The sequence below is a fragment of the Actinocorallia longicatena genome, assembly GCF_039534125.1.
GTDB classification, from domain to species: Bacteria; Actinomycetota; Actinomycetes; order Streptosporangiales; family Streptosporangiaceae; genus Actinocorallia; species Actinocorallia longicatena.
In genome coordinates this window covers 124,454-149,815 of the sequence record NZ_BAAAUV010000002.1, presented here as the reverse complement: position 1 = coordinate 149,815, position 25,362 = coordinate 124,454, and the positions used below count along the sequence as shown (strand labels likewise).

General features: G+C 70.6%; 22 protein-coding genes. 12 read left to right on the top strand and 10 right to left on the bottom strand.

The window, feature by feature from the left end; translation table 11 throughout:
- Window positions 1-43 precede the first annotated feature (43 nt).
- Window positions 44-1,594, top strand: a complete 1,551-nt coding sequence (locus ABD785_RS03650) for an SAM-dependent methyltransferase (protein WP_344822076.1) — start codon at window positions 44-46, stop codon at window positions 1,592-1,594.
- Here ABD785_RS03650 and ABD785_RS03645 read toward each other — a convergent pair.
- Complete coding sequence (locus ABD785_RS03645) at window positions 1,584-2,282, bottom strand: helix-turn-helix domain-containing protein (RefSeq protein WP_344822074.1); 699 nt, start codon at window positions 2,280-2,282, stop codon at window positions 1,584-1,586. The genes ABD785_RS03650 and ABD785_RS03645 overlap by 11 nt on opposite strands.
- Before the next feature lie 367 nt (window positions 2,283-2,649).
- On the opposite strand from ABD785_RS03645, the gene ABD785_RS03640 reads away from it, so the two are divergent.
- The 3 genes from ABD785_RS03640 to ABD785_RS03630 all read left to right on the top strand — a co-directional run bounded on the left by ABD785_RS03640 (window position 2,650) and on the right by ABD785_RS03630 (window position 5,933).
- Window positions 2,650-2,994, top strand: a complete 345-nt coding sequence (locus ABD785_RS03640; RefSeq protein WP_344822072.1) for a hypothetical protein — start codon at window positions 2,650-2,652, stop codon at window positions 2,992-2,994.
- A 102-nt stretch (window positions 2,995-3,096) separates the two neighbouring features.
- The gene (locus ABD785_RS03635; protein ID WP_344822070.1) at window positions 3,097-3,771 is read left to right on the top strand and encodes an ABC transporter ATP-binding protein; all 675 of its coding nucleotides are present in this window, start codon (window positions 3,097-3,099) and stop codon (window positions 3,769-3,771) included.
- The gene (locus tag ABD785_RS03630) at window positions 3,768-5,933 is read left to right on the top strand and encodes an FtsX-like permease family protein (protein ID WP_344822068.1); all 2,166 of its coding nucleotides are present in this window, start codon (window positions 3,768-3,770) and stop codon (window positions 5,931-5,933) included. Before ABD785_RS03635 ends, ABD785_RS03630 begins: the two co-directional genes overlap by 4 nt.
- Window positions 5,934-6,027: 94 nt before the next feature.
- Here the strand turns inward: ABD785_RS03630 and ABD785_RS03625 are convergent, their stop codons facing one another.
- A complete protein-coding gene (locus tag ABD785_RS03625; protein ID WP_344822066.1) occupies window positions 6,028-7,065 on the bottom strand; it encodes a polyprenyl synthetase family protein in 1,038 nt (345 codons plus the stop codon).
- A 336-nt stretch (window positions 7,066-7,401) separates the two neighbouring features.
- Here ABD785_RS03625 and ABD785_RS03620 point away from each other — a divergent pair, with 336 nt between their 5' ends.
- The 7 genes from ABD785_RS03620 to ABD785_RS03590 all read left to right on the top strand — a co-directional run bounded on the left by ABD785_RS03620 (window position 7,402) and on the right by ABD785_RS03590 (window position 14,869).
- Window positions 7,402-8,763 carry a cytochrome P450 gene (locus tag ABD785_RS03620; protein WP_344822880.1) on the top strand — a complete coding sequence of 454 codons (1,362 nt, stop codon included), beginning with the start codon at window positions 7,402-7,404 and terminating at the stop codon, window positions 8,761-8,763.
- Complete coding sequence (locus ABD785_RS03615; RefSeq protein ID WP_344822064.1) at window positions 8,760-9,590, top strand: terpene synthase family protein; 831 nt, start codon at window positions 8,760-8,762, stop codon at window positions 9,588-9,590. Before ABD785_RS03620 ends, ABD785_RS03615 begins: the two co-directional genes overlap by 4 nt.
- On the top strand, window positions 9,587-11,095 hold the full coding sequence (locus ABD785_RS03610; protein WP_344822062.1) for a prenyltransferase/squalene oxidase repeat-containing protein: 1,509 nt from the start codon (window positions 9,587-9,589) through the stop codon (window positions 11,093-11,095). Before ABD785_RS03615 ends, ABD785_RS03610 begins: the two co-directional genes overlap by 4 nt.
- A 169-nt stretch (window positions 11,096-11,264) precedes the next feature.
- Window positions 11,265-13,517 carry a sensor histidine kinase gene (locus tag ABD785_RS03605; RefSeq protein ID WP_344822060.1) on the top strand — a complete coding sequence of 751 codons (2,253 nt, stop codon included), beginning with the start codon at window positions 11,265-11,267 and terminating at the stop codon, window positions 13,515-13,517.
- The gene (locus ABD785_RS03600) at window positions 13,517-13,924 is read left to right on the top strand and encodes a roadblock/LC7 domain-containing protein (RefSeq protein ID WP_344822058.1); all 408 of its coding nucleotides are present in this window, start codon (window positions 13,517-13,519) and stop codon (window positions 13,922-13,924) included. Before ABD785_RS03605 ends, ABD785_RS03600 begins: the two co-directional genes overlap by 1 nt.
- On the top strand, window positions 13,921-14,295 hold the full coding sequence (locus ABD785_RS03595) for a DUF742 domain-containing protein (RefSeq protein WP_344822056.1): 375 nt from the start codon (window positions 13,921-13,923) through the stop codon (window positions 14,293-14,295). The genes ABD785_RS03600 and ABD785_RS03595 overlap by 4 nt, the downstream gene beginning before the upstream one ends.
- On the top strand, window positions 14,276-14,869 hold the full coding sequence (locus ABD785_RS03590) for a GTP-binding protein (RefSeq protein ID WP_425547724.1): 594 nt from the start codon (window positions 14,276-14,278) through the stop codon (window positions 14,867-14,869). Before ABD785_RS03595 ends, ABD785_RS03590 begins: the two co-directional genes overlap by 20 nt.
- A 3-nt stretch (window positions 14,870-14,872) precedes the next feature.
- Here the strand turns inward: ABD785_RS03590 and ABD785_RS03585 are convergent, their stop codons facing one another.
- From ABD785_RS03585 to ABD785_RS03550, 8 genes are all read right to left on the bottom strand, one after another.
- Window positions 14,873-15,700: a glutamate ABC transporter substrate-binding protein gene (locus ABD785_RS03585; RefSeq protein ID WP_344822052.1), complete on the bottom strand. Its 828-nt coding sequence runs from the start codon at window positions 15,698-15,700 to the stop codon at window positions 14,873-14,875.
- The gene (locus ABD785_RS03580) at window positions 15,697-17,037 is read right to left on the bottom strand and encodes a hypothetical protein (RefSeq protein ID WP_344822050.1); all 1,341 of its coding nucleotides are present in this window, start codon (window positions 17,035-17,037) and stop codon (window positions 15,697-15,699) included. The genes ABD785_RS03585 and ABD785_RS03580 overlap by 4 nt, the downstream gene beginning before the upstream one ends.
- Window positions 17,034-17,648, bottom strand: coding sequence for an FHA domain-containing protein (locus ABD785_RS03575; protein WP_344822048.1), 615 nt, complete (start codon window positions 17,646-17,648; stop codon window positions 17,034-17,036). The genes ABD785_RS03580 and ABD785_RS03575 overlap by 4 nt, the downstream gene beginning before the upstream one ends.
- Window positions 17,638-18,915, bottom strand: a complete 1,278-nt coding sequence (locus ABD785_RS03570; RefSeq protein ID WP_344822046.1) for a VWA domain-containing protein — start codon at window positions 18,913-18,915, stop codon at window positions 17,638-17,640. The genes ABD785_RS03575 and ABD785_RS03570 overlap by 11 nt, the downstream gene beginning before the upstream one ends.
- Before the next feature lie 16 nt (window positions 18,916-18,931).
- Window positions 18,932-19,924 (bottom strand): PP2C family protein-serine/threonine phosphatase, encoded by a 993-nt coding sequence (locus ABD785_RS03565; protein WP_344822044.1) that lies wholly within the window; start codon window positions 19,922-19,924, stop codon window positions 18,932-18,934.
- Window positions 19,925-19,945: 21 nt separating this feature from the next.
- The gene (locus tag ABD785_RS03560; protein WP_344822042.1) at window positions 19,946-22,192 is read right to left on the bottom strand and encodes a tetratricopeptide repeat protein; all 2,247 of its coding nucleotides are present in this window, start codon (window positions 22,190-22,192) and stop codon (window positions 19,946-19,948) included.
- Window positions 22,189-23,241: a hypothetical protein gene (locus ABD785_RS03555; protein WP_344822040.1), complete on the bottom strand. Its 1,053-nt coding sequence runs from the start codon at window positions 23,239-23,241 to the stop codon at window positions 22,189-22,191. The genes ABD785_RS03560 and ABD785_RS03555 overlap by 4 nt, the downstream gene beginning before the upstream one ends.
- Before the next feature lie 101 nt (window positions 23,242-23,342).
- Window positions 23,343-24,287, bottom strand: a complete 945-nt coding sequence (locus ABD785_RS03550) for an alpha/beta hydrolase (protein WP_344822037.1) — start codon at window positions 24,285-24,287, stop codon at window positions 23,343-23,345.
- An 87-nt stretch (window positions 24,288-24,374) separates the two neighbouring features.
- On the opposite strand from ABD785_RS03550, the gene ABD785_RS03545 reads away from it, so the two are divergent.
- Window positions 24,375-25,205, top strand: a complete 831-nt coding sequence (locus ABD785_RS03545) for a crotonase/enoyl-CoA hydratase family protein (protein WP_344822033.1) — start codon at window positions 24,375-24,377, stop codon at window positions 25,203-25,205.
- Window positions 25,206-25,362 lie beyond the last annotated feature (157 nt).

The window sequence follows — 25,362 nt, the reverse complement described above, 5'->3', positions numbered from 1 at the left end:
GGTCCTTCGGGTTAGGCTGCTTCGGCCGACCGGAGGAGAGTGCGTGCGGGTCAAGGTTCTGCGGGCCGAGATCGAGGTTCATGACGACGAAGGCCGCCAGGTTCCCCTTCAGCCGATGACGCGGGCGGCTCTGGCGGCCCTGGTCCTCGCCGAGGGAAGACCGCTCTCCTCGGCCAGGCTCAAGGAACTCCTGTGGGAGGCCGAGAGGGACGAGCGGAAGCTCAACAGCCGCCTCACCTCGGTGATGGCACGCCTGCGCGTCCTCCTCGGCCCCGAACGCCTTCTCACCGTCGGTGACGGCTACCGGTTCCTCGCCAACCAGTACGACTTCGTCGACCTTGGCGTCGCCAACGCTCTCACGGACCGCGGGCGGGCACTGGACCTGAGGGCCCGCGCTCTGCTCTTCGAAGGCGTCCTGGGGATGTGGGACCCGGTCGTCCTCATGGGCCAGCCCCGCACGCGCGCGATGTGCGACGAACTCGACCGACTTCGCCTGCGCCGCTCCCTCCTGGTCGAGGAGCACGCGGAGATCCTGCTGCGGCTCGGCTCCTCACGGGAGCTCACCGCTTCACTGCCGGAACTCGTCGCCGCGGACCCCCTGAACGAGTACCTGCGCGGCCTGCTGATGCAGGCGCTCTACCTGTCCGGCCGCAAGGGCGATGCCCTCCGGCTTTATGCGGAGGGAGAGACCGCGATCCAGGCGGAACTCGGCTCGAATCCCGGTGCACGACTCCAGGAGCTGGCGGCCTGGATCGACGCCAACGATCCGCGTCTCGAACCGCTGCCCGTGCCTCTCGACGAGGGTGACGCGCGGGTCGAGGCTTCGGGCGGGGATCCGCATCGCTCCTCCGCTTCCAGGATTCTCGGTGCGGTCCTCCAGCTGCCGTATCACTCCTACAAGGACAGGGCCGCGGCGCACAGCATGCTGGCGGCCGTTCCCGACGTCCAGGATCCCGCCTACGACGGCGAGCAGTTCGCGGCGAGGGTGGTGCGGCACGCGCTGAAGGAGGGCATCGACCAGATCATCGACATCGGCTGTGTGGCGCCCGGCCCGCACAGTCCCCATGAGGTGATCGACCTTGTGGCGCCCGGACGGGGACGTGTCGTGTACACCAGCCACGACCTGCCGTTGATCCGCTTCTCCGCCGAGCATGTCACCCGCGACTTCGTGGCCTTCCAGCACGCAGACCTGCGCGACCCGGGGTCCATTCTCTCCTCACCGGCCGTCGAGCGGCTCATCGACCTGGATCGGAGAGTCCTGGTGATGGTCAAGGAGCAGCTGAACTACATCCCGGACGAACAGAGCCCCGAGGTCCTGATCGGTAAGCTCGTCGACGCGGTTCCACGAGGCAGCTGGTTCGCCTTCAAGATCGCTGCCAGGGAAGGACTCGCCGACATCGTCGCCGAACAGCTCGCGTCCGTCTTCGATGGTCTGCCGCCCCTGGTGCTGCGCACCAAGGACCAGACGACCGCCCTGTTCGCAGGGCTCCGCCTGCTTCCGCCGGGCGTGACGGAGGTGAACGCGATCTGGACCGACCGCCCTCCGCGCGGAGGACGCCTCCGGGCTTATGGCGGAGTCGCGGTCAAGGACTGAAGTTTCCGGACGCCACGCGGGAGCCGAGCGCGCGATCGACGCGGGCCCTGGCCCGGTCGAGATCGCGCCGGTCGGCGCCTTCGAGCAGGTCGATGGCGATCACGAGTGGAGACGCCGCGCGCGTCTCGGGAGCGAAGGGCCACAAGCTTGTGGGGACCCGGAGAACGAGCCTGCCCTCGCCGGGAGTGGGGTTCCGCAGCCCGAAGCGCGAGATCAGCTCCTCGAAGAGTTCAGGCCGTGTGTAGGCCTCGAAGCGGGGATCGGCGAGGCTAGGCCTGGGACCGGAGGCCACGAGCCCGCGCGTCCGGCCGATGCGGTGCAGGACGGACGGATGGACGGTGAACTCGTGCGCCGTGGCCCGGTTCCGCACCAGCTCGGCCAGCTGGGATCCGTCCCGCACCTCGGCCGCGCGGCACCTGGTTCGATGCCGCTCCACCGGGTTCTCCCATGCCGGGTCGCATCCGTCGAGGTGGAGCAGCAATGCCCATGCGCCGCGTGGTGAGAGAGCCCGCGGGATCCGGCCGCGGAGGGCCCACGCCCGGACGGCGCCGGGTTCGAGGATCCAACGCCCGCCGATCTTGGTAGCTCCGAGCATCCGGGCCCTGATCAGCTGCCGGACCCGGGACTGGTCGAGCCCGAGCAACTCCGCGGCCTCCGATACGGACAGGAGACGATCGGCCAGATCCATGCGGAAGCCTCCGGTAAAGGGGTGAACGTGAGAGATACAGACGGTAGAAGATCCAGCTCGCTTCGCGATCACCGCAGGATCACCGGCGTCGGCCGCTCTCGGTTCCGGGAACCTGATGAAATCGGCTCATGTTCGTCTGGTGGTCCCATTGGCGAACTTCTCATCTGAGATTGCTCTCATTACGAGCGCATTGCTTGATGATCAAGCCCTGTTCGCGGCGGTATGAAGAAAGTTGTCATGGCAGCGGGAAAGTGGCGGAGGCCACTCCGGCGATCAAGTCGTTGATCGTCCGAGAGCGGCCTGGCGATACTCCTGGCCACGAGGCCGACCGCCCGGTCGGCCCCGACCTGACGAGGGAGACTCGGCCATGAACCGCGCGATCAAGTACGTGGCGGGCACCATGCTCGCCGTGGGCGCTTTCCTGCCGGCCGCGGGGGCGCTCGCCACGAGCGCCTACGCGCACGGCGTGCACTCCTGGGCCCCGGCCCAGAACGACCCCGGCAAGACGGCGGTCAAGGACACCAACGAGGACCAGTGGGTCAAGAACGAGTACAACCGGTCCTCGACCGGAACGCAGAAGTACACGCTGTGGAACAAGTCCGACGCCGGCACGACGGTCTACTCTGGTGACGGGTCGACCGTGACGAAGATCCACGCGTGCGAGGAGTACGACCTGGCACCCGACATCTGCTCGAGCTGGATCACCGTCTAGCACCTGCGCCTGGGGGCTGGACCGATCAGCTTGAGGATGATCGGTCCAGCCCTGTTGCGGATGGTAGTGCACCAGCGGTTCGGTCATGAGCGGAGTTCTTCGATGAGCGGGCAGACGGGTTTGCGGGCCAGGGGGCTCAGTTACGCGGTGGAAGGCAGGGCCCTTCTCGACGGTCTCGATCTGGAGGTCGAGCGGGGGGCGTCGGCGGCGGTCGTCGGGCCCAGCGGGTCGGGGAAGTCGACGCTTCTCATGTGCCTGCTCGGGCTGATCAAGCCGGATGCCGGGCGCGTCACGGTCGAGGGGCAGGAGCTAGGACGGCTTTCCGGTCGTGGGCTGGCCGCTTTCAGGAGAGAGCGGATCGGCATCGTGTTCCAGTTCGGGGAGCTTCTGCCGGAACTGTCGCCGACGGAGAACGTCGCGCTGGCGGGCCTGCTCGCCGGGATGGAGCGCCGGGAAGCGTACGAGAAGGCCGAGCAGTTGCTCGCCGGGCTGGGTGTTCCTGCGGAGGGGACCGCGACGGGGCAGCTGTCGGGAGGGGAACGTCAGCGCACGGCGGTGGCGCGGGCGCTCATCGGGGACCCGACGCTGATCCTCGCCGACGAGCCGACGGGGGCGCTCGACCAGACGGCCCGGGACGCCGTGGCGGATCTCCTGTTCAAGCTCCCGGCGGAGCGCGGGTGCGCGCTGGTCGTCGTCACCCACGATCATGGGGTCGCCGCCCGGGCGGATCGATGCCTGCGGCTGGACGACGGACGGCTTGTGGAGGCGGCTCGATGAGGGGCGGGACCTCGCTGCGGCTCCAGCTCGTCCGCATCGGCTGGGCCGCCGGGCGCGGCAGGCCGGGAGACCGCCTGCGTTTCTGGGCGCTGGCCCTCGCCTCGTCCGTGCTCGCGGCGACGCTGCTCGCGTGCGTGGTCTGTGCGGCGGCCTATTCCGGCAGGGACGAGCGCGACAGGGCCCGCGGGTTCGCCTGGCCGCTCAAGGGCCAGAAGACCGTGCTGCTCTGGCAGGAGGCGCAGGACTCCCTGGGAGAGATCTCCCACAGCGTGGTCAGGGTCGTGCCGCTGAACCCCGAGCTCGCACCGCCGCCGGGCCTCGATCGCTGGCCGGAGCCCGGTGAGGCGTTCCTGTCGCCCGAGCTGGTCCGGCTGGGCGGGGAGGACGGCGTTCGCGAACGCTATGGCCGGTTCGGCGGGCTCATCGGGGATGCGGGGCTGGCGTCACCGGTCGAGCGCCTGGCCTATGTCCGGCCCGCGGTCGCACCCGATCCGGCGCACGCCCAGAGCTGGATCCGCGCGGCGGGATACGGAGTGGCGTCGCCCTTCGGGGAGTCGGTCTACGCGCGGCCGCTGTTCCAGCTGCTCCTCACCCTGGGCGCCACGGCGGGGCTGGCCGCGATGGCGCTGCTGGTGATCGCCGCGAGATGCGGTTCCGCCACCCGTGACCGGAGGGGCGGCCTGCTGGCGGCGCTCGGGGCCTCGCGAGGGCATCGAGCGCTGGTCGACATCGGGGAGAGCGCGCTTCCCGCGGCCGTGGGCACGCTCGCCGGAACGCTTCCGGTCCTCGTCATGGCGTGGATGCCGATCAGGCTTCCGATCACCGGATACATCGTGGATCCCGTCTACGTGAGGGCATGGGCGGTGCAGCTGGCGTTGACGACCGTGGCCGCCTTCCTGGCCGTTCTCGCCGTGGTCGTGCTGCTGCACCGCGTCGACGGGTCGGGCCGCAGCACCCGACCGAGGGAGTTCACCGAGCGCGTGCCGAGCTGGCGGCTGTACCTGTGCGGACTGATGATCAGCATGATCGTGGCGGCCTCCCTGGCGTCGGGCCGGCTCGGCCTGATGCTCTTCGTCGCCGGGACGGTCGGAACGTGGGCGACGCTCCCCTCGGTCGCGGCGGTGCTCAGCCAGCGGCTCGGAAAGTTCCTCGGAGGCTGGGGCCGCCGGTCGGGCAGCTCGGGGCTGCTCATCGGCGGGCGGTGGACCACCAGCCATCCGGGCGTCGTCGTGCGGCTCGGCATGGCCTTCGTCATCGGGCTCGGCGTCGTCAGCCAGATGCAGCTGTGGAACAGCAGACTCGGTGGCGGTGCCGCAGAAGCCCGGCAGACCAACGCCCGGATCGGCGACAGCGTGATCATGATCGAGGCGAGGGGCCTGACCCCCGAGCGGGTCGCGGCGTTCCGCGACGGTCTCCCGTCCGAGCTGTCGGTCTTCGCCATCGGCCGGACATCGTCGCGTGCCGGTGAGCGATACACCCTTTCGGCCGGTTGCAAGGACATGAAGGGCCTGGGGCTGCCCTGTTCCCCGGCGCTCACGGGTCTTCCGCGCTCGGCTCCGGACCGGCGGGTCGACGCGATGCGCCGCTGGTTCGGGGGCGACACCCGGATGCGCACCGTCAACGCGGTTCCGGCCCGTCCGGCCGCACTGGTCGTCGTCGGCCCGCTCGGCGGCCCCTCCCCGATGGCGGCCGTGAAACAGGCGGGCTACCGGGAGCTCTCGGCCCTGCAGGTGGGCGGTCTCGGGGAGGGCTGGCTCATCGGCGCCGCGGACAGGGCGAGGCTGACCAACTGGCTGCTGCTGTTCGGCTGGACCGGATTGTTCTTCCTGCTCCTCGCCGGGGGGCTTAGCGCGGCCGCGGAGTTCCTGCGCTTCGGGCCGGCCCTCGCGCCCCTGAGCGTGGTGAGCGGACGCAGGCGCATCTTCGGCGAGGTCGCGTTCTGGCATCTCACCGTGCCGACGGCGCTGGCGGTGCTCCTGGCAGCGGCGTTCACGATCTGGCACGGCCTGTTCTTCGTGTCGGTGACGGGCGAGGGCAGTCTGTCGTGGATCACCCTCGTCGAGGCCGTCCTGGTGGCGCTCCCCGTCACGTTGCTCATCGGCCTGCTCGGCGGAGTCCAGGCGATGGTGGCCGCGCGCCGCTGGCGCCCGGTGGCGGACTGACGACGGCCCTGCGCCTCGGCCCGGAGACGCGACGTTTCTCGCGGTATTGGGGCACGGGGATGGATGAGAGTCCGCTCCGGGTGAGCCACGACGGTCAGGACCGGCGGGTGACCAGGTAGCGGGCGAGGAGCTCGAGGTCGGCGGTGGCGGGGGAGGGCAGGGCCGTGATGAGGGAGAGGGCCGCGTTCAGTTCACGTTCGGCGAGGGCCTCGGTGTGAAGGCGTCCGCCGTAGGACTCTATGAGGTCGGCTGTGCGGCGGGCTTCCCGGCCACCCGAGGGGCGTGCCGCCAGACGGAGGGCCAGCCCCGGGGCGCCGTTGACGAGGGCAGCTACGACCGGGAGGGTCTTCTTGCCCTGCCGGAGGTCGTTGTGGACAGGCTTGCCCGTGACGGCCGGATCGCCCCAGATGCCCAGAACGTCGTCGATAGCCTGGAAGGCAAGTCCCAGGTGGCGGCCGATCAGGTCCATGCGCTCGGCCCCCTCCTCGTCGCCGCCGCCCAGCAGCCAGCCGACCGCAGTGGCGCAGCCCAGGAGGGAGCCGGTCTTCGCCACGGCCATCGCGCAGTACTCGTCCGCCGTCACCGCGTCGGGGCCCGCCCAGGGGCGGGACTCGAAGGCGGTGTCCATGGCCTGGCCGTTGACGAGGTCGATCAGAGTGCGGGTCAGGCGGGTGATCGAGGAGCCCTTGGTCGCGTGGGCGAGTGTGTCCAGGGCCAGGGCGAGGAGGCCGTCACCGGCCAGGATGGCGGGTCCCGTGCCGAAGGCCTTCCACGCGGTGGTCCGGTGCCGCCGCGTCTCGTCGCCGTCCATGATGTCGTCATGGATCAGGGAGAAGGCATGGACGAACTCCACGGCCACCGCTCCGGGGGCGGCGTCCTCGGCCTTGCCCCCGGCAGCGCGGGCCGCCAGGCCGGCGATGGCGGGACGGATGCCCTTTCCCCCGCCCGATGAGCCCTTTCCCGCCCCGGTCGGTCCCTCTTGCTCCGGCCAGCCGAAGGCGAAGCCGGAGATGGTGCGGGGGCCGTCATGCAGGCGCGCGACCGCCGAGCGCATGGCCGGTTCCATCCATAGGCGGGACTCGGCGAGTAGATCCGTCACCCCGAGTGAGCAGGACACCGTGTTGAGCGTCATCACCAGTCTTCTTTCGACGAGGGCAAACCTCTCCAGAATCCCAAACAAATTGCCCGGTGCGTGTCATTGTCGTGAATTAATGTAAGCATCTTTCAATGACTGGCCAGTCGCGGAGTGTAGTAACATGAATTGAAGATCACTTAAAGTGGATCACCTATCACTCTTCGCAGTAAACGTGACTACGGTCACAGAGGCATGTCCACTTCGTGACACATAGAGCGGCTTGATCCGTTGCGGCCGATCATGCAAGACTCACTTTGTGCCGGGTTTGCCCCGGTCTGATCCCACCCTGGATCGCGCCAATTGAGCATTACGTTGAAGTGAGGCGTGACGTCGATGACCCTCGACACTGCCGTCCGGCCATCCGGGGAAGCGCGGAGCCTTCCCGTCTATCGACATATTCCTGCATTCAGGCGGGATTTGCTCGGCGCTATCTCCGATATGGGGATCAGAGCCAACGGAGAGATCGTCCGGCTGGATGCGAAGATCTTCAAGCCGTACCTGCTCACCCATCCCGACCACATCCAGCACGTGCTGAGGACCAATCCCCAGAACTACCTGCGGGACAGCGTCTTCTTCAGGCCCCTGTTCCGCATGTTCCCCCAGGGCATCCTGGGGGAGAGCGAGGAGAACTGGGACTTCAGCCGCAGGTCCATCCAGCCGATGTTCACCGCCCGGCACGTCCAGGTGATGATGGAGCGGCTCATCGAACTGGTCAACGAGGGTTTGGACGACGCCGAGGAGCCCGCGCGCACGGGCACGCCGATGGCGGTCCGGCACCTGATGGGATCGGTCGTCAACAAGGCGATCGTCGGCTTGATCTTCGGCGACCGCATTCCGCGCCAGAAGACCGACGATCTCGCCGTGGCCGCGGACACGATCGTCAAGACGATGGTGCCCCGTATGGTCACACCGTTCTTCCCCGGCTGGTTCCCTCGCCCGGGCGACCGGGGTTTCCGCAAGGCCGTCGCACTCTTTGACGAGACGATGAAGCCGCTGGCCCGCGAGCGGGACGTCGTCGAGGGCCAGGCCGACATGCTCTCGCTGCTGATCGGAACCCCGCAGCCGGATGGCAGCGAACCCACCGACAGCTGGCTGCGTGACAACTACGTCGGCATGTACACGGCCGCCACCGAGACCACCGCGATCGCGCTGACGTGGCTGTGGCCGGCCGTCGCCGCCCATCCCGAGGTGCTCGCGCGGCTGAAAGCCGAGGTGTGGGAGGTCGTCGGCGACGGCCCCGTCGCGGTCGAGCACATTCGCAAGCTCGTCTATACCCGGCAGGTGATCGATGAGACTCTCCGCTGGCGTCCTGTGGTCTGGCTGGTGACCCGTGGCGCGGAGCAGGATGACGTGATCGGTGGCGTCCGCATTCCGAAGGGTGCCGATGTGATCATCAGTCAGTGGGTAACCCACCGCAGCCCCCTGTTCTGGGATCGCCCCGACGAGTTCGACCCGGACCGGTTCGCGCCCGACGCGCCCGCCAGGAACCGCTACGCCTACTTCCCCTTCGGTGGGGGTGGCCACCAGTGCATCGGCAAGGAGCTCTTCCTCGCCGAAGCGGTGATCGTGGTGGCCAGCATGCTGTCGCGCTTCGACCTGGTGAAGATCGTGCCCGAGGACAACTTCACCCCCCAGCTCGCCGCCACCTTGCGTCCGAAGGACGAGGCGTACATGACCCTGAAGCCCAGGCGATGACGGCCGACGCTCTGTCCGCGGGCAGGATCTGCGCGGTCGCGGGCCAGGTCCAGCGCGAGATGCAGGGCTGGGCGCGGCGCTATCCGGAGCTCTACAAGGCTGAGGCCTTCGACCCCGCGCTGTTCTCCTCACTTGCGCTCGCCTACGCCTTCAGTGCCCCCTGGCTCGACGCCGCCGGGCTGCGCACGGTCAACAAGGTGTGCTTCTGGGCATTCGGCCTCGACTGGCTTGTCGACTACGCGGCCACATCCCGCGACGACCTGGACCCGCTCCTGGCGCGGGTGGCCGGGGTCGCGGCCGGGGACGGCCCCGTCGACGAGCTCACCGCCTTCCTGGTCGAGGTGCGCGACGATCTCGACGCCGCGGCCCCGCACCTGCGCGAGGTCTGGCGGGAGGAACTCGGCCTGATGCTGGGCGGCATGTCGAGGGAGTGGGACTGGAAGCGGTCAGGCGACCTTCCCGACCTCGACGGCTACCTCGCCAACGCCGACAACATCGGCTTCTCCTTCGTGTTCACGGGCCACTGGATCGGCACCGGAGGCGAGGGCGACGTATCCGCCGTCATCAAGGCGAGCCGGGCCGTCCAGTGCGTCCTGAGGCTCCTCAACGACCTCGGATCGATAGAGCGCGACCGGAAGTGGGGCGACCTCAACGCGCTTCTGCTGGGCGTGGAAGAGGACGTCGTCAGAGCCCGCCTGGCGGAGCTGACGGTGAGCGCCGAGGAGCTTCTGGCGCCCCTCCCGCCCGGGTTGGCCGACTACCTGCAGCGGCAGATGGAGTTCTGCTCCGGCTTCTACGGAGTCTCGGACTTCTGGGTCGCCGGGTGATCGAGGCACAACGGCTCGTCGAGAGCCTGCTCGCTCATCCCTGGGGCCAGGTCTCCCCGTCGGTCTACGAGACGGGCCGGGTCGTCGCGCTCGCCCCCTGGCTCGCCGGGCACCGGGACAGGGTCCGGTTCCTGGTCGGTCGGCAGCGTCCCGACGGCGGGTGGGGGCCGCCGAGCGGTCCCGGCTACCGGATCGTCCCCACGCTCAGCGCCGTCGAGGCGCTCCTCGGGGCGCAGGGGGAGGCGGGCCGCGCCGCCGAGCGGGGGCTGAAGTTTCTCCGCAGCGTTCTCAGTGACCTGCCGACGCTGCCGGACATGCCCGCGATCGAGCTGATCTCGGCTTCGCTGATCCACTCGGTCAACGCCAGGGTCGAGGAGCCGCTGCCCCTGCCCGAGGTCTTCGACGACGGCAGATTCGAGCTGGTCAGAGCGGCTTTCAGGGAGAGGATCGAGGTCCCGCGCAAGCTGCTGCACGCCCTGGAGATCGTCGGTGCTGAGGCTGCGGGGCTGCCGGGCATACGGCCTGAATACACCGGAACGGTCGGTGCCTCCCCGGCAGCGACCGCCGCCTGGCTCGGCACGGGCGAACCCGACGCCTTCCATCCCGGCCGCCGGTTCCTCGAGACCGCCGCACGGCCGCACGGTGGGCCCGTCCCGGTCGGCCTGCCCGTGACGGTCTTCGAACGCGGATGGGTGCTGGCGGGGCTGGCCCGCGCGGGGGTCGCCTTCGACGCGCATCCGGAATTGCTGCGCAGCCTCACGGAGCTGCTGGGCGCGGACGGGACCCCGGCCGCCGCGGGGTTGCCCGCCGACGCCGACACCACGGCGGGCGCCCTCTACGCCTCGGCCTTGCTGGGCCACCCCGTCTCACCGGACGTCCTGTGGCCCTACGAGGCGGAGACCCACTTCGCCACGTGGCCGGGGGAGGAGGGCAGTTCGGTCACTACCAACGCCCACGTCCTGGAGGCGTTCGGAGCATACGATGCGGTGCGCCCCGCGCCGCGCTTCCGGGCGGCGGTGGTCAAGACGGTGACATGGCTGTGCGGGCAGCAGAGCGCCGACGGCCACTGGACGGACCGCTGGCACGTCTCTCCGTACTACGCCGGCCATGCCGCCGCACTCGCCTTGCACTCCTATGGCGGCGACCAGGCGCGGCCGGCCGTGGAGCGGGCCGTGCGCTGGGTCCGCGATACCCAGCACCCTGACGGTTCGTGGGGCTGGTGGGGCGGCACCGCCGAGGAGACGGCCTATGCCGTGCAGCTCCTGGCCCTGACCGCCGATCCGACAGACGATGACCTCGACCGCGCGCTCGGACGTGCTGGTGCGTATCTTGCCAGCTGCGATGTCGAACACCCGCCACTCTGGCATGACAAAGACCTTTACACGCCGGTTGCCATAGTCCGGGGCGCCGTCGTCGCGGCGCTCGCTCTGCTCGGGGGAAGGCCTTCGGTAGGGGGAGTAGATGAAACTTCACCTACTAAGGGTGCAATTTCCGTGACTGGCTGACAATCTGCTCAAAGTTACCTGTTTACTTTGAGCAAACCCTTCGAAGTTGCTAGGGTTCTGCACGGCATCTGGTGTTGTTGCCGTACTTATCGCAATGCAGCGTGTTTCTGCTGTTAATGGCCTGTTAAGCCATCATTACAGGCTTCTCATAGAGCGTTGGAGCGGTTTCATGCGTCTCCGTAATGCCCGTGTCCGGACCAAGGTCACGGCGCTTCTGCTGTCGCTGGCTGCGCTCTGGACGTTCGCCGCGTGGGTCACTCTGCGTGAAGGGGTGAACATCCTCGGCGTCAGCAGGATGGACTCCGAGGTGTCCCAGCCCGCTGAGCCGCTGGTCGCCCAGTTGCAGCTCGAGCGTCGGCTTGCACTGGTACAGGCGGGGAACCCCACCGCCGACGGTAGGGACAAGCTCCGGGACGCCCGCGCCAGGACCGACGAGCTCCTGGCGGTCTACCGGAAGAAGTCGGCGGGCGGGTCGGTCAAGCTGGCCACCTCCAAGACCGCCGATCTCCGCATCGCGGAGTCGGTGCGCGCGACCGACGCTCTGATCAAGGCCCGCCCGAGCCTCGAGCAGAAGTCGGGATCGCTGAACGTCCTCGCCGAGCCGTACAACGCGGCCATCGACGCCTTCCTGCGCATGTACGACGCGCTGGCGACCCTCGACGACGAGAAGTTCGCCGCCGACACCCGGACCCTGATCAAGATGTTCCGGACCCGTGAACTCATCTCCCGCGAGGACGCCTTCACCGCGGGCCTGATCGCGAGCCGCAAGTTCAGCCCCGGCGACTACGTGAAGTTCGCCCAGTTCGTGGCCGTTCAGCGTTCCAACTTCGAAGAGTCTCTCGCCGACCTCAAGGACACGGACCTGACCGCATACAACGCGCTCAGGAACCATCAGGGAATGGCCGAGCTCGGGCTGCTGGAGAACGGGGTCATCGACCGGGGCGTCCGGGCGGGCGCGCTGCCCCAGCGGGTCGCCGGCCAGTGGAACCCGACCCTGACCGCTCTCCTCGTGGACCTCGACAAGATCATCCTTTCGGCGGGCGACCGGCTCGTCGAGCGCGCCAAGCCCATCGCCCTGATGGTCATCGTCCGGCTCATCATGGCCGGTGGCCTCGGCTTCTTCGCCGTCGTCGCCTCGGTTGTCCTCGCCATCACCACGGCTCGGCGCCTGGTACAGCAGCTCGAGCGGCTGCGGGACGCGGCGCACGAGCTGTCCGACGTGCGGCTGCCCAGCGTCGTGGAGCGATTGGGCGCCGGCGAACAGCTCGACGTCGCGACCGAGGCGCCTCCGCTGGAGTTCGGTGACGACGACATCGGGAAGGTGGGTCAGGCGTTCAACAGCGTGCAGGAGCAGGCCATCCGGACCGCGGTCGAGCAGGCCGAGTTGCGGCGGGGGATCCGGGACATTCTGCTGTCGCTGGCGCGGCGGTCGCAGGCGCTGGTGCACCGGCAGCTCACGCTGCTGGACGCCATGGAGCGGCGCGAGATCGACACCGAGGAGCTGGAGGACTTGTTCCGGGTCGACCACCTCGCCACCCGCATGCGGCGTAACGCCGAGAACCTGATCATCCTTTCCGGGGCCACGCCCGCCCGTGGCTGGCGGCGTCCCGTCGCGATGGTCGACGTGGTGCGGTCCGCGGTCGCCGAGGTCGAGGACTACACCCGGGTCACCGTGCTCCCCGTCGGAGAGGTCAACCTGGTCGGACGGGCCGTGGCGGACATCGCCCACCTGCTCGCCGAGCTGATCGAGAACGCCGTCTCCTTCTCGCCGCCCTACACGGTCGCGCAGATCTCCGGTCACCTCGTGGCCAGCGGGTACGCGATCGAGATCGAGGACCGGGGGCTCGGCATGTCCGACGAGAACCTGGACCTGATCAACCGGCGCATCGAGAACCCGCCCGAGTTCAACCTGTCCAGCTCGGTGCAGCTCGGGCTGTACGTGGTCGGGAAGCTCGCCGAACGCTACGGCGTCCAGGTGACCCTCAAGCGTTCCCCCTACGGGGGTACCACGGCCGTCGTCGTGATCCCGCGCGATCTGATCGAGGAAGGAGAGGGCGACAAGCCGTCCCAGCCTTTGACGGCCGTCGCCAGTGTCATGTCCGAACCTGTGCAGACCGACACCTTCAAGACCGTCGGCTCCGGAGAGACGCCCCTGGCCGCCCCCGTCGCCGCGGGGCGGACCGGGCCGACGCCCGTCCCCGAGCCCGTCGCCGAGGAGACCACCCCGGCCGGGCTGCCCGTCCGGGTGCCGCAGGCCAGCCTCGCCGCGCCGCTGCGGGAGGAGCCCGCCGAGCCCGAGCCCGTCGAGGAGGATCCGGGGCGTTCGCCCGAAGAGATCCGGCGAATCGTCGGTGCGTTCCAGATCGGTGCGAAACGCGGCAGGGCCGCCTCCGCCGAGAGTTCCGAAAGCGAGACCGAGTGATGCAGAAGACCGGGAACTCAGCCGATCTGGCGTGGCTGCTCGACGACCTGGTCAAGCGGGTGTCCGAGGCCCAGCACGCGATCGTCCTGTCGGCTGACGGGCTCCTCATGGCCCAGTCCGACGGGATCAGCCGGGAGGACGCCGAGCATCTCTCGGCGGTGTCCGCCGGGATCCAGAGCCTCGCCAAGGGCGCGGGCGAACGGTTCGGCGGCGGCGCGGTCCGGCAGACGATCGTCGAGATGCGCTCGGCGTTCCTGCTCGTGACCGTCGCGGGACAGGGCGCCTGCCTGGCGGTCCTGTCCAACGAGGACGCCGACGTCGGCCTCATCGCCTACGAGATGGCGATGATGGTGACCAAGCTGGGTCACCATCTGTCCTCTCCCGCCCGGGTATCGGAAAAGGCATGACCGAACCGCACGAACGCTGGCTGGACCAGGACGCCGGGCCGCTCGTGCGGCCCTACGTCATGACCAGCGGACGGCTGCAGCCCATCCGCGGGACCTTCGACCTGATCACCCTGGTCGAGGCGACGGGGCCCGCGCCGATGGTGGAGATAGGGCTCGGACCCGAGCATCTGTCGATCGTCAGGCTCTGCCAGGTCATGATGTCGGTCGCCGAGATCACGGCGCATCTCGACCTGCCGACCGGTACGGTCCGCGTCCTGCTCGGCGATCTGCTCGACAAGGGCCTCGTGACCGTCCAGGAACCCCAACCGGAGATCGACATGCAAGACCTCAGGATGTACCAGGCGGTGATCGATGGCCTCCGCGCCCTCTAGCCCCGACCTGCGACGCCGGATGCCGACCGCCATCAAGATCCTTGTGGCGGGCGGGTTCGGGGCGGGCAAGACCACTCTGGTGGGGGCGGTCTCGGAGACCAAGCCCCTGCGCACGGAGGAGGTCCTGACCGACCAGGGCGTGGGCGTCGACGACATGTCCGGGGTCGAGCGGAAGAAGACCACGACCGTCGCGATGGACTTCGGCCGGATCACCTTCGGCGAGGAGTTCGTCCTCTACCTGTTCGGAACGCCGGGCCAGGAACGGTTCTGGTTCATGTGGGACGAGGTCGCGCTCGGCGCGCTGGGCGCGGTCGTGCTGGCCGACACCCGGCGGCTCGCCGACTGCTTCCCCGCCATCGACTACTTCGAGCGCCGCGGCACGCCGTTCATCGTCGCGGTGAACTGCTTCGACGGCGCGAAGCGGTACGAGACCCAGGAAGTGCGGCAGGCGCTCCAGCTCAAGCCGGAGATCCCGATCGTGCTCTGCGACGCGCGGGCCAAGGAGTCCTGCAAGGACGTCCTGATCACGCTCGTCCAGCACGCGATGCGGATCCGCACCACCACCGGCCCGTAGGCCTCAGGAACAGCCTTCGAACTGCGGCACGGTCGTCGTCACCTCGACCCCGGTGGGCCCGAACCACCGCTTGAGGAGGCGTTCGGCCGTGCCGTCCTGGTACATGCCGGTGACGGCCCGGTTGACCTCCTCGCAGCCCCGGACGTCCGAGCGGTGGAGGCCGATGCCCCACTTCTCGTCGGTGAACTTGGTGTTGACCAGCCGGACGGCCTTCGGCTGCTGGAGGGCGAAGCCGGCGAGGATCAGGTCGTCGGTGGTGACGGCGTCGACCTGGCCGGCGGTCAGCTTGGTGAAGCACTCGCCGTAGCTGGCGGCCGGGACGAGCGTCGCGGGGATGCCGTGCTCCTCGGTGACGCGCAGCACCGAGTTCGAGCCCTGCGACTGGCACAGCCGCTTGTCCTTCAGATCGCGCAGGCCGGAGACCGAGGTGTCGTCGGCGCGGACCATGATGTCCTGGTGGGCGACGTAGTAGGGGCCCGCGTAGGTGACGATCGTCTTGCGCTTGGCGGTGATCGAGTAGGTGGCGATCACCAGGTCGACCTTGCGGTGCAGGAGGTAGTCCTCGCGCTGCCCCGAGGTCAGCCCGACGAACTCGACGTCCTTCGCCCCGAGCTTCGTGGCGACGTACCGCGCGACCTCGACGTCGAAGCCCTCGAAGGTGCCGTCGGGCCTGCGCATCCCGATGCCGGGCTGGTCGTACTTCACCCCGACCCTGAGGGTGTGCTTGCCCTTCACCGAGCGGGGCCCCTCACCCGCGCATCCGGTGAACGGCAGCAGCAGGGCCACGGCCAGCAGCGCCCGGCCGGCTCTGTGGGAGGGGGTCTTTCTCATCGGAACTCCGCCAGTCTGGGGCGCACCCCGAGCGCGATCAGGACGATCAGGACGGCCGCGGTGACGGGGAGGCCCCGGTGCCAGCCGTCGAGGGCGTCGTCGCCTTTCCGGATCTCCCGGCGGAACACCGCGTTCCGCTGCGAGATCAGCTTGCCGAGCTCGTCATCGTAGATCGCGAACGCGGGGGCCGCGTTGACGGTCCTGAACCTGACGGCCGCCGCCCGGTCCCGCGGCGCCAGCCGCCGCAGCTCGGTGTCGGACTTCTCCACGTCGCGGAAGCGGTCGAGCGCCACCGACGGGCCGCCGCCGAGGAAGCCCAGCTTGGGGTCCGCGGCGGCGAGGTTCTGGGCGTACTTGGGAAGGCTGCCGACGTCGTAGAAGGCGATGGCCTGGAGCTTGTCGAGGTAGACCTGCTCGTAGGTGTCGGCGCGCTCGGGGTCGAGCAGGTACCGGGTCTGGTCGCCCGCCGCGCTGTTGCTGATCGCGCGGGCCCGGGTGTAGGCGAGGGTGGAGTCGAAGCCGTCGATCTTGGCTTCGCGCAGGTGCGAGGCCGCCGACCCGAGGGCCAGCTCGGCGGTGACCGTCAGGGCCAGCGCCAGGACGGTCGTCAGGGCCAGCGCCGGATTGACGATCCGGCGGAACCTGCGGGTCAGGTAGAGCTGGAGGGCGACGAGCACGCCGAGCAGGGCCACCCCGGTGACGCCGACCGCGATCCTGGCCCGGGTGACGTTGGAGCGCTCGGCCGCGTAGGTCTCCCGGACGATCGCGGCGCTCTCCAGGGTCAGGTTGTAGGCCTTGGGCAGCAGGTCGAGCCGCATCAGGTCGGTGGCCTGCCGGTACAGCTCGAGGACCTGCTTCGGCGCGACCCCCGGCGGGTGCTTCGACTGCTCGTCGAGGACCAGGGCACGGGAGGCGAGCCGCTCGTAGCGGCCGAGACCGTCCAGGACGGACTGGACGGTCAGCCGCCCGGCCGGGTCCTTGCCCGCGATGTCGAAGGCCTCGAGGACGGCCCTGTCGGCCTCTCCGCGGCGCTGGTCGTAGAGGTGGAGGTAGGCCTCGCGGCCGGCCGGGTCGTCCCCGCCGAGGAGGGCGGAGGCGAGCTGGCCGTCCATGTCGCTGAGCGCGTAGTAGAGGTCGCCGGTGTGGACGACCTGGGGGCCGGCGTCGTGGCCGACGACGCGCAGGCCGTCGCGGCCGTTGCCGAGGCCGGACCGCACGGCCAGGAACAGCGCCAGGACCGCGACGGCCGCGAGCACCGCGCCGATCCGCAGGCGGGCGGGGACCGTCCGGGTGACGACCCTGCGGCGGGCCACCTCCCTGACCCTCGTGGCGGTCATGCGGTCCCCCTCCGGAGCTCGATCGTGGTCCACGCGCCGACGTGGACGCGGTCGCCCGTCTCCAGCGGGATCTCGGTGTTGACCTTGACGGGGTCGTCGGAGCCGTTGAGGCAGGTGCCGTTGGTGGAGCCGGGGTCGACCAGCAGCCACCGGCCGTCGCGGGCGAGCAGGACGGCGTGGACGTGCGAGACGCCGGGGTCCTCCGGCGGCCCGGCCAGGTCGATCAGCGGGGTGAGGCCGCGCGAGCCGCTGCGCCGGCCGATCACCGCCTCGGCGCCGGTGAGGACGAGGCTGCGGTCGGGGCAGTAGGGCGGGAAGACCAGATGGGCGGCGTCGGGGCCGCCGAGCTCGACGACCCGCTGGTAGTAGGCGCGGTCGGCGGTGATCACGACGTACCAGACCGCCTCGGCCGCGGGCTCGGGCGCGGCGGGACGGTCCCCGGCGGCGAAGTCGTGGCCGCACTCCTCGCAGAACCGGCCGGTCCGCGACGCCCCGCAGGACGGGCAGTACCCCGTCGGCGGAGGGGGTTCGGGCGCCTCGACGCGCTCGCCGCAGACGTCGCAGTAGCCGTCGGTGGCGGAGTCGTGCCCGCAGGCCGCTTCAGGCGTCATCGGCGGCCCGCCGGGTCCTGACGGTCCGCACCGAGCGGGTGTCGAGGGACATCTCGTCGGCCTTGTCGACCTGCCTGCGCAGGCGCACCGTCCCGCCCTCCCCGACCTCGACGACCTTGGCCAGCAGCTCCGACAGGGGGGTGTTCCCCGACTCCCCGGCCAGCCTGACCGCCCGGCCGAGCCGGGCCGTGGCGGTGTCCTCGTCGCCGGCCCGCCGCGCCTCCAGCCCCTCCTGGATCACCGCTGCCAGCTCGGCCTGCCCGGTGTAGTGGGCGACCCGCGGGTTGATCCGGGTCGACAGCGCCTCGTCGTCGGTCCACTCGGCCAGCACGTTCGCCGAGGCCTGGACCTCGCCGCCCGCCACCAGCTTGATCCACGCGGCCCGCATCTCGCGGCCGACGGCGCCCGCGGGCACCTCGACGCACACGTGGTAGTCGCGCGTCTCCCTGCCCCACGCCCCGGTCGGGTAGTCGCCGGTCTGCGCTCCCGCCTCGACCCGTTTGCCGGTGAGGTCGGCGACCGCGGGGAGCACCTGCTTGACGTACCTGAGCACGGCGTTCTGCGGGGTCCAGATCCGCAGCGCCACGTCGGCGACGGCCTTGCCCATCGCGTGCTCGGTCATCGCCCGGAAGTCGGCGGCGAGCCCGGCCGGGTCGGGGATGATGTCGACGGTCCCGAGCAGGGCGTCGGCGATCCGGCGCAGCTCGGCGACCTCCCAGTCGGTGCCGACGCCGCGGCAGTCGCAGACGAACCCGCCGGAGATCTCGGTGAGGATCCGGCCGAGCTGGTGCTCCGACTCGTGCTGGTTGACGCCGTCGGTGAGCAGGATCGCGTGCCGCAGCCCGCCCCTGCCGTCGAAGAGCTCGGCCGCCAGCCGCAGCCAGGTCCCCATCGCGGTGCCGCCGGTGGTGGTGATCTTGCCGATCGCCTCCTTGGCCTCCCGCCGGGTGGCCGGGTCGGAGCGGACGAGCTGCCGGGTGCGCGGATAGACCATCTTGGCCCGGTCGTGGCCGGCGACGATCGCGAACGCCACGCCGTCGCGCAGGCCGTCCACGGCGATCTTCGCGGCCCGTTTGGCGGCGTAGATGCAGTCGCCCGACATCGAGCCGGAGTTGTCCACGATGATCACTTCGGCGGCGTCGGGGCCGGCGGACGCGGCGATGCCGGAGGCCGTGCCGGTGACGGTCACGATGGCGTGGACCTCCCGGCCGTTCTCGGGCAGGTACCGGTTCTGGTCCACGGTCAGGCCGAACGCACCAGTGATCATCTTGAGGACCCGTCCACTAGAAGACCGCGTCACCCGAGATCGGGACGACGGCGACGGTGATGTTGTCGTGGCCGCCGCCGTTGAGCGCCGTCCTGACGAGCTCGCGGGCGACCGACAGGGGGCTGCGCTGGTTGCCCTTCGGCCCGGTCAGGGGGCCGGAGACCGGGTCGGCCAGGGGGTCGGCGAGCGCGGCGGCCAGGGCGAGCGGTGAGGCCATGTAGTTCCACAGGCCGTCGGAGCAGACCACGAGGACGCCGGGCACCTCGGGGGCGTAGACGAGCACGTGGACGTCGATGTCCTGGGCGTCGGCGCCGAGCCAGCCGACCAGCATGTGGGCGCGCCGGTCGGAGTAGGCCTCCTCCTCGGTCATCATCCCGTGCGAGACGACGTGCTGGGCCCAGGAGTCGTCCTCGGTGAGCAGCTCGTCGCCCGTCGCGCCGATCCAGTAGGCGCGGCTGTCGCCGACCCAGCCGACGACGATCGCCTCCTGGCCGTTGATCTTGCCGGTGACGGCCGAGATGTAGGTGCAGGCGGGCGCCTCGGTCGGAGCGGAGGCCAGTGACCGGACGGCCTTGGCGGCCTGGAGCGCCGCGGTCCGGGTGGCGTCGCGCGGGTCGACTCCGCCCTCCAGCTCGGCCAGCAGGACGGCCAGGCCGGTGTCGACGGCCGTCCGGGAGGCCTCGTCGGGCCGGGGAGAGGCCGAGACGCCGTCGGAGACCACGACCGCGACGCCGTCACCGTCGCGGTCGCCGTTCAGCCGGGCCATCGCCATCGCGTCCTGGTTGGTGGAGTGCCGCAGCCCACGGTCGCTGACCGCCGCGGCGACCTGGCCGAGATCGATCTCGACGTGGTCGCCGGCCGCGGGCTGCCGGAGGCCGCAGGCCGCGCAGTAGCCGTCGGTGATCTCCGTCCCGCCGCATCCCGGACAGGACTGGTCGAGGCGGCGTCCGCAGGCTTCGCAGAAGACGTCACCGTCGAAGACCGGGCTTTGGCACGAGGGGCAGGGCATCTGTATCCGTTCTGGCGGGGTCTAGAAGAGGGTCCGGGGACGGACCGCGTTGGCTTGTTCGACGAGGTGGTGGCGGTCGGGGCCCTCGTCCGCGTGACGGGCGAGGAAGCGGTAGGCGCGTTCGAGGCGGCCGCGCAGGCCGTCCACGGTCAGGGGGGCGTCCAGGAGGCGCTCGCCGGAGCCGTCGTTGCCCGCGGTCAGCCAGGCGAGGGCCGACCGGAGGATCTCGACGGCCAGCCGCCCGTAGCGCTCGGCGTCCAGGCCGAGGCCGGACAGGCGCTGGCCAGCGTCGAGCAGGTCGGCCTCGACGAGCTCGGCGGGGGCGCGGCCGAGGACGACGGCGTTGACGGCCGCGATCTGCGCGGTCACATAGTGGCTGGAGACGGGCGGGACGGCGTCCAGGGCCTTGATCGCGCCGAGCCGGTCGCCGCCGGCGAGCCGGACCCTGGCCAGGCCGAAGGCGGCGCTCACGAAGGTCTCGTCGGTCCGCCAGACGGCCTGGTAGTAGCGTTCGGCGGCGCCGAGGTCGGACAGCAGCTCGCAGCAGAAGGCCAGCCCGAGCTTGGGGGCGAGCTCGCCGGGGGCCAGGTCGTAGAGGTCGTCGAAGCGGCGGCGGGCGTCGGCGAGCTCCCCGGCGGCCAGCGCCGACATCGCCTGGTACCACTCGCCGCGCCAGTCCGACACCGCGCTGAGGATCTTGCGGGCGGTGACCTGCTCGCCGAGCTCGATGTGGACCAGCGCCCGCTTGAGGACGATGTCGTCGGAGTCATCGGGGGCGGCGGCCAGCGCGGCGAGCAGGGCGACGGGATCGCGGACGGTCAGGCTGGCCAGGAAGGGGGCGGCGGGGGCGCCGGCCGCGACCAGGGGGGTGGGCAGGGCGAGGACGGAGGCGCGGGGCGTCAGGGCGGTCGTGGCGGTCTTGCGCTCGGCGCTGAACAGGGCGGAGCGGGCCGGGCGCGGCTGGTCGTCCTGGGCGGCGAGGACCTCTCGCAGCACCCCGGTGAGCTGGTCGGCCATCTCCTGGGCGTCCTGGAACCGCTCGGCGGGGTCGCGGTGGGTGGCGCGGCGCAGGAACCGGTCGTAGGACTCGTGCTCGCGCAGGACCGGGATCTGCTCGCGCGGGGGCAGGCTCGCGGCCCAGGTGGAGGTGTAGCCGTGGAAGGAGAAGCTCATGACGGCCAGGGCGCGGCCGACCGTGTACAGGTCGGAGCTGACCGAGGGGCCGACGGTGGCGATCTCGGGGGCCTGGTAGCCGACCGTCCCGTAGATCGCCGAGACGTTGTCGTCCATGCGCCGGACCCCGCCGAGGTCGATCAGCTTGAGCTGCTCCTGGTCCTGGATGGCGTTGTCGGGCTTGAAGTCGCAGTACAGCAGGCCCAGGCCGTGCAGGTAGCCGAGCGCCCGCACCACCTCGAGGGCGTAGGCGATGGCCTGGCCGAGGGGGAGGGCGGTCTCCTCGCCGTGGGCCTTGCGGTGGTCGAGCAGGACGTCCTTCAGCGCGTGGCCGCCGACGTACTCCATGACGATGTAGCCGACCATCGTCAGGGTGCGGGGCTCGGGGTGCTGGACGAAGTTGTAGATCCGGACGATGTTCGGGTGCTCGACCTCGGCGAGGAAGGCCTTCTCCGCCGCGGCGACGGCACTGGCCTCGGGGTCGTCGGTGTCGAGCAGGCCCTTGAGGACGACCCAGCGGTGGGAGACGTTGCGGTCGCGGGCCAGGTAGATCCAGCCGAGCCCGCCGTGGGCCAGGCAGCCGAGCACCTCGTACTGGCCGCTGACGAGATCACCCGGCTTCAGCTTCGGGGTGAAGGAGTAGGAGGAGCCGCACTTGGGGCAGTAGCCGTCGGTGCGGCCGGGGTGGCCGTCGCGGCTGCGGCCGACGGGCTCGCCGCAGCGGCAGAACCGCTTGCGCTCGGCGACCATCGGGTCGGCCAGGACGGCCTCGGCCGGGTCGCGATAGGGGACCGGGGGGACCTCGACCAGGCCCGCGCCGAGCATCCCGCGGCGGGACCTCCCGCTGCTGGCGGCCGAGACGGTGGTGCGGCTGGCCCGGACCGAACCGGTGCGGGGGAAGCCGTCGGAGGCGTCTGCGCCGCCGCCCGCCGCGCGGGGCACGGACTGGGCCATCGAGCGGGACATCGACTGGGCCATCGACTGGGCCATCGACTGGGCATGGGTGAGCTGCTCTTCGGCGGTGGGGGCCATGCCGCAGACGAGGCAGTAGCCGTCCTCCACCGTCCCGGTACAGCCGGGCTGGGAGCAGTTCATGGAGCCGCCTCGGGGGAGAGCGCCTTGCTGAAGGCGGCCAGGGCGACGGTGGCCTGGCGGAGATCGCACGGGGAGGTCCAGAGTAGTGCGCGAGCGGTCTCTCTGTGCCCGGTGACCTCTGGTTTTTCCAGAAGGCCCAGTCTGCGGGCCTTCGCGGAGTAGGCATCGAAACGTCCGCGGAGCTCGGCTCGGCGGTCCAGAAGGCCCTGGAGCAGCTCGCGATCTTCGTGGGCGGTCGCCAGCGCCTCGCCGAGCCGGGTTTCGGCCTCCGCCAGGGCGGTGGCGAGCTCGCTCCACCGGGCTCTGGCGCCGAGCGGGGGGAGGGCGCCGATCAGGGCCGCCAGGGCGGCGTGGTCGGGGACCGTCGTGGCGGGCGGCCGGGCGATCTTGGCGTCGGCGGCGGTGCGCACCTCGGCCAGGTGGGCGGCCAGGTCGACGAGGCGGGCCAGGGCGCGGCGCAGATCCTCGATCCTGGCGTGGTGGCCCGCTCGGGCGGCCGCGGCCTCGGCCAGCCGGGCCGCGAGGGCCTCGAGCTCGGCCAGCAGGGTGCCGAGCCCGCCGGGGACGGTCAGGGGGTCGGCCCTGATCTCGGCCCGGACGATCTCCAGCCGCTCGGCGAGCGGGGCGATCGCGGGATCGTCGATCTCCTGCCGCAGGGCCAGGAGGTGGGCGCTCTCCGCGCGGTCGACCCTGGCCACGCAGCGTTCCCAGTCGCGGTGTGCGGCGGCCAGGAGGGCGGTGGCGCGGTCGTACAGGACGGTCATCCGCCGGACCGCCTCGGCCAGGCTCAGCCGGGTGACGGGCGGGCCCAGCAGGGTCGGGCGGGCCTGTTCGTCGACGAGGTCCACGGAGTCGAGGCCGTCGTCCAGGGCGCGGCCGTAGCCGTCGAAGAGCCGCCAGAGCTCGGTGACCAGGGTGTCGAAGGCCGCCGCGCGGTCGGCGGTCTCGCCCCGGGGCGCGGCGCCCTTGAGGAGCGGGTAGCCGGGGCGCTGGGGGAGGGCGAGGAGGCTGGCGGCGATGCGTTCGCGCTCGTCCGCCCGGCTCTGCACCGCTGACACCACCTTGCCCCGACTTTCCCCGATCCGCCCTGGCATATCACTATCAGCACCTTTGACGCGCCGAACAGTCCCCGGGTTCGGTGGGGAGCGGTTCAGGCCTTGAGCGCCTTGCAGAGGTAAGGCCAGATGCGGTCCAGCTCCCGGCGCCAGTACCGCCAGTTGTGGGTGCCCTTGGGGTAGAAGTGGGTCGTCACCGGGATCTTCAGGGCGTGGAGCCGGGAGACCAGAGGCTTGGACGTGTAGTAGCAGAAGGCCTCGGCGGGATCGACGGCCTGGGCGGTGGGGGGATCCAGGGGGCCCTTCACGCCGTTCTTGGCGCAGGAGATGTAGATCTTGGAGCCCCGAAGGCCCCTGGCCATGTAAACCGGGTCGTGGGCCTTCCAGATGTCCTCGTTGATCTGCGGCTGGCCCCACATCAGGAACTTCTCCGTGCCGGAACCGGGGATGCCGGTCAGCAGGACCTCGGCCGCGCCGTCGATCCGGGTGGAGCCGTAGCCGGAGAAGCAGGCGGTGAAGACGAACCGCTTGTGGTGGCGGGCGGAGTAGATCAGGGCGCCGTAGCCGCCCGCGGAGACCCCCGCGATGGCCTGGCGGCGGCCGGCCCGGTAGCGGGACATCAGGAGCGCGCGGAGCTCGACCATGTGGAAGGTCTCCCACTGCGGGCCGACCAGCCAGTTGGTGTAGCCGCCGCCCTCGCCGCCCTCCGGCATGACCACGATCATCTTCTTGCCCGCGGACTTCTGGATGATCTTGCTGTTCCTGGTCCAGGCGGTGTAGCCGTCATGGCCGCCGTGCAGCAGCCAGAGCAGGGGCCAGGAGCGCTTCCTGCTCCAGCCCTTCGGCAGGATGATCCGGACCTTCATGTTCCGCTTCATGGCGGGGGAGTAGACCGTCAGGTCGCGGACCCTGGCGCTCAGCTTCTTCTCCCCGACCACCCGGGCGCCGGCCGCGTGGGCGGCCTCCGCGGGAAGGGAGGCCAGCGCCGCCGCCCCCGCGACGCCCACCGTCGTCCGGATGAAGTCTCGCCTCTGCCACACGGGTAACTCCTCTGCGGATGTCGGACTCAGGGACGGTAACGTGCTCTGTCCGCCGGGTGTTATGCGGCGGGATCACAGTGATTTCTGATGATTTGTCAGATGGACGCAAAGTCGCGTCGTGTAAAGGGGACCGCGGTGCCGAATGTGCGGGTGGAGACAAACGGGCCTGTCTTTACGGTGATTCTGGACCGTCCGGAAGTGCGGAACGCGGTCGACGGCGCGACGGCCGCCGAACTCGCGGCGGCGTTCCGGGCCTTCGAGGAGTCCGACGACGCGGCCGTCGCGGTGCTGTGGGGAGCGGGCGGGACGTTCTGCGCGGGAGCCGATCTCAAAGCCGTCGGGACGGACCGCGGCAACCGGGTCGCCCCGGACGGCGACGGGCCGATGGGGCCGTCGCGGATGGTCCTGTCGAAGCCGGTCGTCGCCGCGGTGAGCGGGCACGCGGTGGCCGGCGGGCTGGAGCTGGCGGCATGGGCCGACCTGCGGGTCGCCGAGGAGGACGCGGTCTTCGGCGTCTTCTGCCGCCGCTGGGGCGTGCCCCTGATCGACGGCGGGACGGTCCGGCTGCCCCGGCTGATCGGCGAGAGCCGTGCCATGGACATGATCCTCACCGGGCGTCCGGTCTCCGCCGCGGAGGCCTTCGCCTGGGGCCTGGTCAACCGGCTGGTCCCGGTCGGCACGGCGCGCGAGGCCGCCGAGGAGCTCGCCCTGGAGCTCTCCCGCTTCCCGCAGGTGTGCATGCGCGGCGACCGCATGTCGGTGCTGACCGGCCAGGGTCTCCCGGAGTCCGTGGCCCTCGCCCGCGAGCTGACTTACGGCACCGCCGCCCTCGGGGAGGCGGTCGCCGGCGCCGCCCGCTTCAGCGAGGGCGCCGGACGCCACGGATCCTTCACCGGCCTCGACGACCAGGACGGCTAGGGGCTGTTTCAAAGTCGGCGCCCGTGGCGAGCGGCGTCCAGGTGCGTGCCTCGCGGGGGCGGAGGAGGGAGTCGACCTGGTTGGGTCGGCGACCGACGACAACCTCGCGAGGTGCGTGCCTGGGCGCCGCGCAGTAGGGCAGTTGACTTTGAAACAG